The organism is Pseudorhodoplanes sp. (assembly GCA_032027085.1).
GTDB lineage: Bacteria > Pseudomonadota > Alphaproteobacteria > Rhizobiales > Xanthobacteraceae > Pseudorhodoplanes.
This window is the reverse complement of record JAVSMS010000001.1, coordinates 1,797,255-1,811,273: the sequence shown is the minus strand read 5'-3', so window position 1 is coordinate 1,811,273 and position 14,019 is coordinate 1,797,255. Positions and strand designations below refer to the sequence as shown.

General features: G+C 62.8%; 16 protein-coding genes and 1 tRNA gene. 13 read left to right on the top strand and 4 right to left on the bottom strand.

What is annotated here, in order from left to right; genetic code table 11:
• Positions 1-11: 11 nt before the first annotated feature.
• From RO009_08835 to RO009_08800, 8 genes are all read left to right on the top strand, one after another.
• A complete protein-coding gene (locus RO009_08835) occupies positions 12-1,232 on the top strand; it encodes a response regulator receiver protein (protein MDT3685134.1) in 1,221 nt (406 codons plus the stop codon).
• Between the two features lie 13 nt (positions 1,233-1,245).
• Entirely contained in the window at positions 1,246-2,724 is a 1,479-nt protein-coding gene (locus RO009_08830; GenBank protein ID MDT3685133.1) for a CpaF family protein, read from the top strand.
• Between the two features lie 5 nt (positions 2,725-2,729).
• Positions 2,730-3,698 carry a type II secretion system F family protein gene (locus RO009_08825; protein ID MDT3685132.1) on the top strand — a complete coding sequence of 323 codons (969 nt, stop codon included), beginning with the start codon at positions 2,730-2,732 and terminating at the stop codon, positions 3,696-3,698.
• A 3-nt stretch (positions 3,699-3,701) separates the two neighbouring features.
• The gene (locus RO009_08820; GenBank protein ID MDT3685131.1) at positions 3,702-4,640 is read left to right on the top strand and encodes a type II secretion system F family protein; all 939 of its coding nucleotides are present in this window, start codon (positions 3,702-3,704) and stop codon (positions 4,638-4,640) included.
• 139 nt (positions 4,641-4,779) lie between these two features.
• Complete coding sequence (locus tag RO009_08815; protein MDT3685130.1) at positions 4,780-5,322, top strand: tetratricopeptide repeat protein; 543 nt, start codon at positions 4,780-4,782, stop codon at positions 5,320-5,322.
• Positions 5,323-5,448: 126 nt separating this feature from the next.
• A complete protein-coding gene (locus RO009_08810) occupies positions 5,449-5,922 on the top strand; it encodes a TerB family tellurite resistance protein (GenBank protein ID MDT3685129.1) in 474 nt (157 codons plus the stop codon).
• 180 nt (positions 5,923-6,102) lie between these two features.
• Complete coding sequence (locus RO009_08805) at positions 6,103-6,888, top strand: SDR family oxidoreductase (protein ID MDT3685128.1); 786 nt, start codon at positions 6,103-6,105, stop codon at positions 6,886-6,888.
• Between the two features lie 99 nt (positions 6,889-6,987).
• Positions 6,988-7,731, top strand: coding sequence for a glutamine amidotransferase (locus RO009_08800; GenBank protein ID MDT3685127.1), 744 nt, complete (start codon positions 6,988-6,990; stop codon positions 7,729-7,731).
• A gap of 170 nt (positions 7,732-7,901) precedes the next feature.
• Here RO009_08800 and RO009_08795 read toward each other — a convergent pair whose 3' ends face one another.
• The 3 genes from RO009_08795 to RO009_08785 all read right to left on the bottom strand — a co-directional run bounded on the left by RO009_08795 (position 7,902) and on the right by RO009_08785 (position 9,822).
• Positions 7,902-8,303 (bottom strand): Rid family hydrolase, encoded by a 402-nt coding sequence (locus RO009_08795; protein MDT3685126.1) that lies wholly within the window; start codon positions 8,301-8,303, stop codon positions 7,902-7,904.
• Positions 8,227-9,576: an MFS transporter gene (locus RO009_08790; protein ID MDT3685125.1), complete on the bottom strand. Its 1,350-nt coding sequence runs from the start codon at positions 9,574-9,576 to the stop codon at positions 8,227-8,229. The genes RO009_08795 and RO009_08790 overlap by 77 nt, the downstream gene beginning before the upstream one ends.
• Positions 9,577-9,746: 170 nt before the next feature.
• Positions 9,747-9,822: transfer RNA gene (locus RO009_08785), tRNA-Ala, on the bottom strand.
• 241 nt (positions 9,823-10,063) lie between these two features.
• On the opposite strand from RO009_08785, the gene RO009_08780 reads away from it, so the two are divergent.
• The 4 genes from RO009_08780 (at position 10,064) to RO009_08765 (ending at position 12,301) form a co-directional block, all read left to right on the top strand.
• Positions 10,064-10,354 carry a YggT family protein gene (locus RO009_08780; protein MDT3685124.1) on the top strand — a complete coding sequence of 97 codons (291 nt, stop codon included), beginning with the start codon at positions 10,064-10,066 and terminating at the stop codon, positions 10,352-10,354.
• A 9-nt stretch (positions 10,355-10,363) separates the two neighbouring features.
• Positions 10,364-10,684 carry a DUF167 family protein gene (locus RO009_08775; GenBank protein ID MDT3685123.1) on the top strand — a complete coding sequence of 107 codons (321 nt, stop codon included), beginning with the start codon at positions 10,364-10,366 and terminating at the stop codon, positions 10,682-10,684.
• A 98-nt stretch (positions 10,685-10,782) separates the two neighbouring features.
• Positions 10,783-11,670: a bifunctional methylenetetrahydrofolate dehydrogenase/methenyltetrahydrofolate cyclohydrolase FolD gene (folD, locus tag RO009_08770; GenBank protein ID MDT3685122.1), complete on the top strand. Its 888-nt coding sequence runs from the start codon at positions 10,783-10,785 to the stop codon at positions 11,668-11,670.
• A 31-nt stretch (positions 11,671-11,701) separates the two neighbouring features.
• Entirely contained in the window at positions 11,702-12,301 is a 600-nt protein-coding gene (locus RO009_08765; protein MDT3685121.1) for a hypothetical protein, read from the top strand.
• Positions 12,302-12,407: 106 nt separating this feature from the next.
• On the opposite strand, the gene RO009_08760 is transcribed toward RO009_08765, so the two are convergent.
• The gene (locus RO009_08760) at positions 12,408-12,917 is read right to left on the bottom strand and encodes a GNAT family N-acetyltransferase (protein ID MDT3685120.1); all 510 of its coding nucleotides are present in this window, start codon (positions 12,915-12,917) and stop codon (positions 12,408-12,410) included.
• 126 nt (positions 12,918-13,043) lie between these two features.
• Here RO009_08760 and RO009_08755 point away from each other — a divergent pair, with 126 nt between their 5' ends.
• Entirely contained in the window at positions 13,044-13,943 is a 900-nt protein-coding gene (locus RO009_08755; protein ID MDT3685119.1) for an alpha/beta fold hydrolase, read from the top strand.
• The last annotated feature ends 76 nt before the right edge of the window (positions 13,944-14,019 follow it).

Genomic DNA, 14,019 nt, shown 5'->3' with positions numbered 1-14,019 from the left:
GGGCCCTACGCATGCGCCTCGGCCGGACATCAACAGACGACGGCAAGACCCACGTGGTCTTGCTGACGGCGGATTCGGACCTTGAAGAATCCGTGCGCACGACATTCGGCGCCAGCCAGCAGATCGAATTGCATGTGCTGACGGCGACGATCACCTCCGCCGCAGACAAAATCGACCCGCAGGGCGCCACTGTGATCCTGGTCGATCTCGACACCGGCAGCGACGAGGACATGGCTGCGCTGGAACGCCTGATGCTGCGTATCGGACACTGGCCGCCTGTGATTGTGGTGACGCCGAATTTCGACGCCCATGCCGCGCGCACGCTGCTGCAGATGCGGGTTGCCGATTGTCTGGTGAAGCCGATCCCGCCGATCGAACTGGTACGCACCTGCGCGCGTGTGACAAAGCCGGCCGCTTCCGAGCAGATCGACGCCCAGATCTACACCTTTCTGCCCGCGGTCGGCGGCGCCGGCGTCACCACGCTGGCGATCCAGTCGGCGATGATCCTACTCAGCAGCGGCCAGAAGCGGCGCGCCTCGACCTGCCTGGTCGACCTCAATTTCCAGCACGGCGCCTGCGCCGATTATCTCGATCTGGAACCACGCCTTGATCTGTCCGAAATCGAGCCGCGTCCCGAGCGGCTCGACCGCCAGCTTCTTGAAGTGATGACGAACTATCACGCCTCCGGCCTTGCCGTGATCGCGGCGCCCAACAGGCCGGCGGAGATGCGTTCGTTTGATCCGGACCTCGTCACGCGGTTGCTCGATCTCGTCGCGTCGAATTTCGAGAATGTCGTCATCGACATGCCGCGCACCTGGTTCTCCTGGACCGACAGCGTGCTGCTTGGCTCCAACCGGCTGTACATTGTCAGCGAGATGACGGTGCCGAGCCTGAAATACACGCGCAAGCTGGTCGGCGCGATCCGCGAGCGCATGCCGGATGGGCCGCAACCACAGGTGATCGTCAACCGCTTTGAGGAGCGGCTGTTCGTGCCCGGCGTCAAGAAGAACGATATCGAACAGGCTCTGGGTCAGAATTTCACCGCCGCGATCCCGAACATCTACCGTCTGGTGCGCGAGGCGATCGATCGTGGCGTGCCGCTCGACGAAATCAAACCCGGCAACAAGATATCGCGCGAATTGAAGAAGCTCTTGTTCGCGCAATCCGCCAGGGCGACGCCGGCGGCGGCGGATGCGCGGCCCAAGCCTCTCAACGTCTCAGCGGCGCGGTGACAGGGCAGGTCGCATGAGTCGCTTTCAATCCATGGCCGGACGCTTCTCGGCGATGCGCGGCGCGCCGGCTGAGCGCGTACAGGACGCCGCTGATCCTCTTGCGCCGGCGGCCGACGAGCCCTCCTGGCAGGCGCTTCCGGAGGTTGACGCGCCGTCGCAACTGATCCTGCAGGCCGAGCCCGCACCCGATCTTCCAGTGGCGGCCTCCAATCCGCTGCTTACCGACAAGCTGCTCGATGCCAAGGTGCGGCTGCACCGCCGGCTGATCGAAGAGATCAATCTGCAGGCGCTGGAAAAGCTGCCCGAGGCGGACATGCGGGCGCATGTGCAGAAGCTGGTCGGCCAGTATGTGGTCAATGAACGGCTGGCGCTGAACACGCAAGAGCTGAACGACTTTGTCTCCGAGATCATCGACGAGATGACCGGCCTCGGTCCGATCGAGCCACTGTTGAAAGACCCGACCATCAGCGACATCCTCATTAACGGGCACGAATGCGTTTATGTCGAGCGCGGCGGCATGCTGGAACCCACGCAGGTGCGCTTCAAGGACGAGCAGCATCTGATTCGCATCGTCAACAAGATCGTGTCCGCTGTCGGCCGCCGCGTCGATGAATCGCATCCCATGTGCGATGCCCGTTTGCTTGACGGCAGCCGCGTGAACGTCGCCGTGCGTCCGATCGCGGTCGACGGGCCGCTGGTCTCGATCCGTAAATTCTCCAAGAAGCCGTTCAGCCTGAACAAGCTGATCGAGATCGGCGCGATCCGGCCGCAGATGGCGGAGCTGCTGGCCGCCGCGGTGAAAGCACGCGTCACCCTGATCATTTCCGGCGGCACCGGCTCCGGCAAGACCACGATGCTGAATGCGCTCTCGGCCTTCATCTCCGAGAAGGAGCGCCTGCTCACCATCGAAGACGCCGCCGAGCTGCAATTGCAGCAGCCGCATGTCGGCCGCATGGAGACGCGCCCGCCCAACACCGAAGGCAAGGGTGAAATCCGCCAGCGCGAATTGGTCAAGAACGCGCTGCGCATGCGCCCCGACCGCATCATCCTCGGTGAGTGCCGCGGCGAGGAAGCCTTCGACATGCTGCAGGCGATGAATACCGGCCATGAAGGTTCGATGGCCACCATTCACGCCAACAATCCGCGCGATGCCATTTCGCGTCTCGAGCAGATGATCGGCATGGCCGGCCTGCCGATGACGATCGCGTCGACCCGCGGCCAGATCGCCTCCGCCATTCGCGTCATCGTGCAACTGCAGCGTCTGTCCGACGGCAAACGCCGCGTCACCAGCATTGCCGAGATCACCGGCATGGAAGGCGACATCCTGCAGATGCAGGAAATCTACAAATACGTGCGCACTGGCACTGCCGAGGACGGCACCGTGCAGGGCCATTTCCAGGCCACCGGCGTGCGTCCGCGCTTTCTCAACGATCTTCTGGCCAAGGGCATCAAGATTCCCGGCAGCTATTTCGATCCCAGCCAGCCGCTGTGAGCACCATGTCGTTCAACATCGACAGCCAGTATGTGTTCTATGCCTTCGCGGCGCTCTCGGTGATCCTGTTCGTCGAGGCGATCTATCTGTTGTTCTTTTCCAATGCCTCCTATCGCAAGCGCATCAACCGGCGGCTCGATCTGATGAAAGATCAGGCCAACCGCGAAAGCGTGCTGGTGCAGCTTCGCCGCGAGCGTGGATTGACCAGCGACGGCGATCTGCGCCTGCCGTTGCAGATGCTGAACCGCCTGATCCTGCAGTCGGGCCTGTCGGTCGGTGTCGGCCGACTTTGCGTTTATGTCGCTATATTCGCCGCGCTCGCCTTCACCGGCGTGATGCTGGTCCACGGTGACATTCTTTACGCGGCAGGAATTGCGCTGTTCTGCTGCACGCTCGGACCGCTTCTGTGGCTGCGGGTCCTGCGCGGACGAAGGCGCAAGAAATTCGGAGCCCAGTTTCCCGACGCCGTCGACATCATCGTCCGTTCTCTGCGCGCTGGCCATCCGGTGCCGATCGCGATTTCGATGGTCGGTCGCGAAATGCCCGATCCGGTCGGCAGCGAGTTCGGAATTGTCTCGGACGAGGTGGCCTATGGCGCCGATCTCGAAACCGCGATGCGCAATCTCTATTTCCGCGTCGGACAGGAAGATCTGCCCTTATTCGTCACCGCGGTTGCCATCCAGGGCTCAACCGGCGGCAATCTGAGCGAGATTCTCGAAAATCTGTCGGCGGTGATCCGCCTGCGCTTCAAGATGCGGCGCAAGGTCAAGGCACTGGCCGCTGAAGGTCGCGCGTCGGCGATGATCCTCGCGTCATTGCCGATTGGCATTTTTCTGATCATCAATCTCATCGCACCCGACTTCTACCGCAGCGTCTGGCATTTCGACGCCACCAAGATTGCTTTGGGTCTCGCGGTCTCGTGGATGATGGTCGGCATCCTCATCATGTACCGTATGGTCAATTTCAAGATCTGAGCGATGAATACCGCTTTCGACATGTTCGGCGATGCCGCGTCAACGATGCTGACGCTCTTGATCTTCATGGCGGCTGCCATGCTCGCATTTGCGGTCATGGTCTCGCTGCGCCTGCACGGATCAATGAAGCGCCGCGCCGCCGGAATCAGCCTGGATGCCGGCGGCAGTGCTGGGCGCCGCTCGCTGCAGGATTCGCGGGTCGCACAGCGCGTCATCGATTATGCGCAGAAGCATTACGGGGAGTCGGATTCGAAAGACATGAAGGTGCTGCGCAAGCGCCTTGTGGTGGCCGGCTTCTATGATCCGCGCGGCGTGGCCTATTTCTTTCTGGCGCGCACGGGTCTGGCCGTCGGGCTTGCCGCAGCCGCGATGATGCTGGTGCCGGCCGACAAGGGATCCGTCTACTGGCTGATCGTGGGCGGCGCAGGACTTGCCGGCTATCTCGGGCCGAGCCTCTATCTCGACCGCCGCATCGCGCGGCGCAAGCAGGAGCACCGCGTCGGCTTTCCCGATTTTCTTGACCTGCTTGTCGTCTGCGCCGATGCCGGGTTGAGCATGGAGGCCTCGCTTGATCGTGTGGGCCGCGAATTGTGCGACACCTATCCCTCGCTCGCCGCCAATATTCACATGACCAATCTTGAAATCCGCGCCGGCCGGCAGATGACTGACGCGCTGGAACATTTGTCCGACCGTCTCGGCCTGGACGAAGCGCGATCCTTCGCGACCTTGATCGCGCAGTCCGAGGAGCTTGGCTCCAGCATCACCGAGGCGCTGCGCATCTATTCCGACGATATGCGTCACCAGCGGCTGTCGACCGCGGAAGAGAAGGCCTATTCCCTGCCGGCCAAGCTCTCCCTGCCGATGATGGTCTGCATCTTTCCAGTCCTGTTCGTGGTCATCCTGCTGCCGGTCGTGATCCGCGTAATGACCGGGACCTATTAGCGATTTTGCTGCAGGCGCCGGGCGGATCGATAAAATCTTAACCACCATCTCATAACCTCTGCCTGCGGCCGCGTAGGGGCCGTGTGTATGCGTGCGTGCGCTCGCTTTCGCGGGATTGCTTCGCCGCGCGGAGCGTAGAATGCGTGTTCCCCGCGTTTTGGTGACGACGGCGGCCTGCCTGATCTGGCTCGCCGGCTGTGAAACAACCCCCAACAGCCCGACCGCGGCAGGCGAGGGGGAGGTGACCGGCTCGATCGGGCAGCCGGCGCCGGCTTTGGCCCCGGCCTCCACTGGCTTGACCGGCGAAGACCCCAACGACGATCTCAGTCTCGGCAAGAAACACTATCGCCAGAACAGCTTCGGCCTCGCCGAGCAGCATTTCCGCCGGGCCGTCGAGAAGGGGCCGAAAAGTCTGGAAGCCTGGATCGGGCTCGCCGCGAGCTACGATAAGCTGCGCCGCTTCGATCTCGCCGACCGCGCCTATGCCCAGGCGATCCGGCTCGCAGGTCCGACGCCGGAAATCCTGAACAACCAGGGCTATTCCTATCTGCTGCGTGGCGACCGCCGGAAAGCGCGCGCGACCCTCCTGCAGGCACAGGCCAAGGACCCGGGCAACCCCTATATCCGCAACAATCTCGATTTGCTGGATCAGAGTCTCGCCGAGAAACAGGCCGCGCAGTGATCCTCCCGGAACTGCCGGCCGAATGATTGCCAAAAGGTAATGCGGCTGCTGCTTGGTCCCGGCCGCATTTGGCTTTACATCGCCGCGCGCGCTCCCCAAATTCCGGGGACTTGGCAGGACAGGCAGATGCTCGATCTTCTGAAGGAATTTCTTGGCGAGGTGGGCTCGGGACAAAAGCCCGCAAGCCGCTTCGATGACGGCGATTACCGGCTCGCCGCGGCGGCGCTTCTGATTCATATCAGTCTGGTTGACGGCGAGATTTCGCCGCGGGAGCGCGAACGCCTGCGCAATATGCTGCAGCTCGAATTCGCGCTTGACGACGATGCGACCGCGGAACTGATCGAAGCTGCGACCGCCGCCGACCGCGAGGCCGTGGATCTCTATTCCTTCACCAGCCTGCTCAATCGCTCGCTCGACGAGGGGGGCCGCCGCCGCGTGGTCGAGATGATGTGGCAGATCGTCTTTGCCGATGGCCGCATGAACGAGTTCGAGGACAACATCGTCTGGCGCGCGTCCGATCTGCTCGGCATTTCCGCGCGCGATCGCGTGGAGCTGCGGCGCAATGTTTCGGCCGCAAGCAAGCCGCATAACGACGCGTGAATGGCTACTCGGTCCTTTCTCTGTCATCCTGAGATGCGACCCGGCGAAAGCCGGGGAGGAGCCTCGAAGGAGGACGGCTCGCATCTTCTGAATTCCTAGAACGTCGTCCCTTCGAGGCTTGCGCTTTGCGCAGGCACCTCGAGGTGACGGAGAGACCCAGAGTGAGCAACCATATTGGCGATGGCTGAGCGCGAACCCGTTGTCATTCTCACCGGCGCATCCGCTGGCATCGGCGCTGAGCTCGCGCGCGTCTTTGCGCGCAATGGTCATCGCCTTGTCCTCATCGCGCGCCGCGGCGAGAAGCTCGCCGCGCTGGCCCGTGAGATTGTCGCGGCGGGCGGTGCGGAACCGCTGGTGCTGGCGCTTGACCTGCAAGAGCCCGGCATGGCCGACAAGGTCGACGCGGAATTGAGAGCGCGCGGATTTGAGCCGCACTATGTTGTCAACAATGCCGGCTTCGGTCTCATCGGCAAGGCGCAGGATCGCGACCGCACCGAGCAGTTGCACATGATCGATCTCAATATCCGCACGCTCACCGATTTTTCGCTGCGCTGGATCGAGCTGCTGGCACGGCGCAAGGGCGGCATTCTCAATGTCGCATCGGTGGCAGGCTTTCTGCCCGGGCCGGGTTCTGCGGTCTATTACGCCAGCAAGGCCTATGTATTGTCCTTCACCGAGGCCCTGCATCGCGAACTGAAGCGCAAGGGCGTGCGGGTGACTGCCTTGTGCCCGGGCCCTGTGCCGACGGAATTTCAGGCGCGTGCCGGGCTGGCGAATGATGAAAAGAACGGGCTTCTGACGATGGACGCCGCTCGCGTCGCCGAGGACGGCTATCGCGGGCTGATGGCGGGCAAGCGTGTCGTCGTGCCCGGCTTTCTGACCAAGGTTGTCGCCGTTCTTGCGCGCTTTGCGCCGCGCGCCTGGGTGATGGAAGGTGTCTATGCCCGCCAGCGCCGGCGCCTCTGATGCGGCGTCCCGCTCATGGCCGGCCTGCAGCCGTCGACATTGCTAAGATCGTGGAATCACAGCAAAACTACCAGCGCCTCACCTGATGGCCACGTTGCAATGAAGCCGCCGGTCCTCATTGTCCTGCATCAGCAAAATTCGACGCCCGGACGCGTCGGCAATTATCTGCGCCAGCGCGGCTACCCGCTCGACATCCGCAAGCCTTGCATCGGCGATCCCTTGCCGGACACGCTGGCGCAGCATTCCGGCGCCGTCGTCTTTGGCGGCCCGCAAAGCGCCAACGACAATGACGACTTCATCCGGCGCGAGATCGACTGGATGTCCGTACCGCTCAAGGAAAACAAGCCGCTGCTCGGCATCTGTCTCGGCGCTCAGATGATGGCGCGCAATCTCGGCGGCAAGGTCGGCTTTCACGACGAGGGGCATGTGGAGGTCGGCTATTATCCGATCCGCCCGACTGAAGCCGGGCGCCGGATCAGCGTCATGTGGCCGGACCACGTCTATCAATGGCATCGCGAAGGTTTCGATCTGCCCGCGGACTCAGTCCTGCTGGCGGAGGGCGACACCTTCCCGTGCCAGGCCTTTCGCCATGGCGACCACGCTTTCGGCCTGCAATTTCATCCCGAGGTCACGCACGCGATGATGTGCCGCTGGGTGGTGCGCGGCGCGCACCGCATGGAATTGCCGGGCGCAAAGCAGCGCGCCGCGCATTTCGAGGACCGCTGGGTTTATGACCATGGCATGAGGGCATGGCTGTCGGCCTTTCTCGATCACTGGCTGCGGCATGTGCGCGAGGCGGCGCACGAGCAGGAGGAGAAGACGCTGAGCGCGTGGCGCGCTTGAATAGCGCTATCAGCGCTCTTTGCCGTCATCGCCGCGCCCGACCTCGGGTTTACCTCAAATCGGTTTTTAAAGTGCGCAAGTCGGCTATAGCCGACTTTGTGATGGACGATCCAGAGTATCTCATGAAGTCCGGTGATTGCTGGGTGCCCCGCTTTCGCGGAGCATGAAGGCTATCGCCTCACAGCAAAAGCTTCCACTTCCACCCGTGCGCCGAGCGCGAGTCCGGTCGCGCCGAAGGCGCTGCGCGCCGGCGCCGCGTCCGGGAAGAATTCCAGATAGACCTGATTGAAACGCTGCCATTCGCCCATGTCGGCGAGCATCACCTGCACCCGCACGATGTCGCCAAGCGACAGGCCATGCGCGGCCAGCGCCAGCGTCAGGTTCTCGAACGTTCGCCGCGTCTCCGCCTCGATGCCGCCCGGCACCAGCTCCAGCGTGCCCGGCCTGATGCCGATCTGGCCCGACAGGATCACGAGATCGCCGACGCGCACGCCGTCAGGAAACGGCAGGCCCTTCGTCAGCACTGCGTTCGAGCGCAGCACTTCCACGTGCGGGCTTTTCGGATTTGACATTGGCAGGCGCCTTTCTGCGCTGGCGTTTCGGTTTCTCGGTTGCCGTCTCGCTGCGGGTGAGATCGTTCACCTTCAGCAAAGCCGGGAACATCTTCATCCAGAGCGCGACGATCAGCAACGTGCCGACGCCGCCGGCAATGACCGCGATCAGCGCGCCGGTGAATTCAGCCATGGTGCCGGCGCGAAATTCGCCGAGCTGATTTGAAGTCCCGACGAACAGCGTATTCACCGCGGTTACGCGGCCGCGCATGTTATCCGGCGTCTGCATCTGCACCAGCGTCTGCCGCACCACGACGCTCACCATGTCGGCGGCGCCGAGCACCACCAGCGCCGCGATGGACAGCAGGAAAGATGTCGAGAGCGCGAAGACAATGGTCGCGACGCCGAAGATCGCCACCGCGGCGAACATCTTGCGTCCGGCGTTCCTGTTCAGCGACCAGCGGGCCAGCGCGATGGCCATCATCAATGCGCCGATCGCGGGCGCCGCGCGCAACAGGCCCAGGCCCAGCGGGCCGACATGCAGGATATCCTTGGCATAGATCGGCAGCAGCGCGGTGGCGCCGCCCAGCAGAACCGCGAACATGTCGAGCGAGATGGCGCCGAGGATGACCGGTTTCTTTTTAATGAAGGTGATGCCGGCAAACAGCACCTGCAGATTGATCTTTTCGCGCTTGGGCGCGGCGCGGGCGACATTGATCAGCGAGATCAGGAAGCTTGCCGAAATGAACAGGGCGCAGCAGATTGCGTAGACCAGCGTGGGATTGAACGCATAGAGCAGGCCGCCGACGGCCGGACCGGCGATGGTGGCGGCCTGATTGGCGGAGGCCGATCCGGCCACCGCCTTGGGCAGCAGCGGCATCGGCACGATGCCGGGCAGCAGCGCCTGCAGGGTTGGCGCCTCGAAGGCGCGGGCGGCGCCGAGAATGAACACGAAGAAGAAAATCCATTCACGCGTCAGCCAGCCCGATGCTGTGCCGAGCGCAAGGCCCGCTGCGGCAAGTCCTTCGATGATCTGGCACAGACGCAGCACCACACCGCGGTCGTAGCGGTCGGCGACATGCCCGGCGATCAACACCAGCAGGAAGGCCGGAATGAACTGGGCCAATCCCACAAGCCCGAGATCGAGGGCGCTGTCGGTCATGGCATAGATTTGCCACCCGACCGCAACCACCTGCATCTGCAGCGCCACGGTCGCAAAGACGCGCGCCAGCCAGAAGAGCTGGAACGGGCGGTGGCGACCTATTGGGGTATCGGCAGGTGGTTTGGTGGTCATTGCGGCCGGCGCTCCCGGAACGGCGTGAGGAGCGGGGATGTCATCCGGTCACAATTCCATTCAAGCAGCGGAGGGCGGTCCGATTTTGCGGCCCTCCTTCGCCAAGCTATGGAGGCACCCTTCGCGCGATCTCCGGGTGGCCTGCCATCCGCAGCTCGAAGAGCGGAGGATGGTGGAGCCGAGGGGAATCGAACCCCTGACCTCCTCATTGCGAACGAGGCGCTCTCCCAGCTGAGCTACGGCCCCAATCCCTGAGTGCCGGCCATTTAGGCCGCAGGGGTGGGACTGTCAAGGATAAGGGGAAAAGTACCGTTACCTGAGATGCGAGCGAGGCGAGCCTCGAAGGGAACGGCCTGTTTCGTCGTCATCCTTTAAGGGTGGCTTCGCCGCCACGTCAGGATGACGACAGCCGACTTGTTCCTTTCACGGCGACCCGGTACATGTTTGATGCGTTTCCGGGCGGTCCCACCAACAAGCGAATCGGCACATGCGCGCGCTCCTCGATGTCATCCTTGTCGTTCTGCAAATCTATGTGTGGCTTCTGATCGCGGCTGCGATCCTGTCCTGGCTGATCGCCTTTAACGTCGTGAATACGCATAATCAGGTCGTCGCGGTAATCGGCGATTTCCTCTATCGCATCACCGAACCGGTGCTGCGGCCGATCCGCAACTTCATGCCCAATCTTGGCGGCATCGATGTCTCGCCGGTCATCCTGATCCTGATCATCTTCTTCATTCAGAGCGTGATCGTCCGCTACATCTATCCCAACGTCTTCTGATATTGCACCGTGGGCCAGCGTCCTTGGTCTGCGACGGCAACCGGCGTCGTTGTCGCTGTTCGTCTGACACCGAAAGGTGGACGCGATTCCATCGATGGGATCGAAACCATGTCGGATGGGCGCAGCGTCCTGAAAGCGCGCGTACGGGTCGCGCCCACCGAGGGCGAAGCCAACGAGGCGCTGGTCAGACTCCTTGCCAAATCGCTTGACGTTCCGCCGCGCAGCGTGAATCTGGCGGCCGGCGCAACCTCGCGCATCAAGCGTGTTGTGATTGAGGGCGATGTGGCGACGCTGATGGCGAAGCTTGAGAAAGTGATTGGCAAGAATTAACAACAACGTCATGCCCGCGGTGGCATCCACGTCTCGGCCAGGAACCGAAAGGCGCGGATTGTCCGAACAAGTGCGGCCATGACGACGGAGAGAAATGCATGACCGCAACCATCATCGACGGCAAGGCGATTGCACAGGAGCTGCGCGCTAATATCGCGGCAGCGACGGCGGCCTTGATCAGGGAGCGCGGCATCGTGCCGGGGCTTGCGGTGGTGCTGGTCGGCAATGATCCGGCGAGCGAAGTCTATGTGCGCTCGAAATCCAAGGCCGTCACCGACGCCGGCATGCGTTCCTTCGATCACAAATTGCCGGACACGACATCGCAGGCCGAGTTGATCGCGCTGATCGAACGCCTGAATGCGGACAGGAATGTGCACGGCATTCTGGTGCAGTTGCCGCTGCCGAAGCAGATCGATTCGACGCTCGTCCTCAACACCATTGATCCCGGCAAGGATGTCGACGGCTTTCATCCCGTGAATGCCGGGCGTCTCGCCACCGGCCAGCGCGCGCTGGTGCCCTGCACCCCCTTCGGCTGCGTGATCATGGCGAAGAAGATTCATCGCTCGTTCGCCGGCATGGACGCGGTGGTGATCGGCCGCTCCAACATCGTCGGCAAACCCTTGGCGCAACTGCTGCTGGCGGAAAATGCCACCGTCACCGTCGCGCACTCGAAAACCAGGGATCTGCCGGATGTCTGCCGCCGCGCGGATCTGCTGTTCGCCGCCGTCGGCCGCCCGGAAATGGTGCGCGGCGACTGGATCAAGAAGGGCGCCACCGTCATTGATGTCGGCATCAATCGCGTGCCGGGCGAAGCCGGCAAGACAAAGCTGGTCGGCGACGTCGCCTTTGCCGAAGCGAAGGAAGTCGCCGGCGCCCTCACCCCGGTGCCGGGGGGCGTCGGTCCGATGACCATCGCTTGCGTCATCCTCAACACATTGCGCGCCGCTTGCGCGGGAGCCGGTTTGTCGGAGCCGAAGGTGTTCTGAACCGGTCTTGATGTATCTCCGACAAATGAAAATGACTGCGGGGAAAAATTGCCTCACGCGCAATACATTTTTGGGAATAGTTGGCGCTGCCGCCGTTGCACTGAGCGCTGGGCTTGCGCATGCGCAGGAAATTTCGAGCGTTTACACGACGTTCGATACTGACAAGACCTGCAAGCATACGCGCGGCCGCGACGTCGAGGATTACGGCTCCTGGCGCTGTCCCGGCTATGGCGGGCTGATTGTATTTCTGAGCGCCGGCGACCAGCGCATGCGGGTCAGCTTCGGCCGCAATGCCAAGGCGGCAGGAAATGAATTGGCCGCGGAAGAGACATTCCCCGGCTTCAACAGCGTCTATCGCGGCACCATCGAATGGCGCATCGAAAAGCTGCCGAACGGCAAGACGCGGCCCTTCGCCACCATTCTGCGCTGGAATGTGATGACTGCGGAGGATGTCGAGCGCGGCGACGGCAAGTCCACCGGCCGGACACTGGTTGTCACGCGGCTCAATCCCGGCGGCGTCTGTCACGTCGGTTATGTCGATGCGCGCACGCCCGGCGCCAATGAAGCTGCGCGCAAGCTCGCGGACGAAAAGGCGCGCATGTTCAAGTGCGGGGTGGATAAAGCAGAATAGCTTCGACTGTCGTCATGCGCGGGCTTGACCCGCGCATCCATCCCCTTCGCAAGACATTTCTTGTTTGATGGATTGCCGGGTCAAGCCCGGCAATGACGAGTCAATGTCACGCCCGCCAGGCGAAGGCGACCTTGTCGAGCACCTTGGTGCCGAAGCGTTCCGACGAACGGGCAACCGCCCGGCCGCCGAGCGCCTTGTAGAAATCCACCGCCGGCTCGTTGTCGGACAAGGCCCAGATCACCATGCTCTTCAGTCCGCTCTGCGCAAGGTCCTTGCGCGCGGCGGAGAACAGGCGGCGGCCGAAGCCCAGCCCCTGGAATTCCGGCTTCAGATAAAGTTCGTAGATTTCGCCGTCATAGAACAGGCTGCGCGCACGGTTGCGGCCGTAATTGGCGTAGCCGGCGATCAGGTCGCCGAATTGCAGGAGCGCGATACGGCTGCCTTTGCGGATCGCCGAATCCCACCAGTCCGGACCGCGACGCGCGATCAGCTTTTCGAGCTCCGCGCCAGGAATGATTCCCTGATAGGCATTGCGCCAGGCTTCATCGTGGGTCTCCGCGACGGCGACAGCGTCGGTAGGCTTGGCGCGGCGGATCTCGATAAGGACCGTACTCATGCGGTCATAAGAGCAAGCGGTGAGTCGCGCTTCAAGACCGTATTTAACGATCAGTTAACGGTGTGGATTTTTTGCACCGGTTTATGAACACGTCTGGAAGAGCTATAAATTTCAGGGGTTCCCGCGATGAAACGGCTCTTCGCCGGCCTGTTCGGGATATTTTTCGTGATTTTCGCGGCGGCTGTCCCGGCGCAGGACGGCGCCCGCCCGGCCGCGGCCGGACCGCAGGGTCCGGAAGAGGGCCGCTACCGGAGGCAGCTCTGGCTTGTCCCATCTCAGGACAAGTCCGTTCTGATGCGGACGACGGTTTTTCGTCCACAAGGCGCCGGGCCTTTTCCGCTGGTGGTGATCAATCACGGCTCGGTGGTGAATGCCGAGCAGCGCCGGAAATTCCTGCAGCCGACCTTCGCGGTCGGCGCGGAGTTTTTCGTGCGGCGGGGCTATGCGGTCATCGTGCCGCAGCGGCCAGGCCATGGCGAAACCGGCGGACCGTATTTCGAAGGCCGCGACGGTCCCTGCGAGCGCGCAGATTATGTCAGATCCGGATTGGCGGTGGCGGATTCGATCGAGGCCGCGATCGTCTACATGACCCGGCAATCCTTCGTGAAACGCGACAGTGTCGTCGTTGTCGGTCAATCCGCTGGCGGCTGGGGCGCGCTGGCGCTCGCCAGCCGCAATCCGAAGAACGTCAAGGCGATCGTGACCTTCGGCGCCGGCCGCGGCGGACGCGTGCATAACCGGCCCAACAACAATTGCGCGCCTGACAGACTTGTTTCCGCTGCGGCTCTGTTCGGATCGACGGCGCGCATTCCGGTGCTGTCGGTCTACACGGAAAATGATTCCTACTTTTCCGCCGCGCTGTCGCGGCAGATCGCTGACGCCTATCGCAAGGCGGGCGGCAACATGGATTATCGCCTGCTTCCGGCCTTCGGCGAAGATGGCCATCGCCTGTTTGGAGCGCGCGACGGCCTGCCCCAATGGTCGCGCATCGTCGATGAACTTCTGATCAGTCTGAAGCGACAGTGATAAAAGAGCGGGCATTGCCCAGCCGCGGCCGCAGGTTCGGCCAGCGGCCCATTTTCCATTTGGTTTTCATGACATT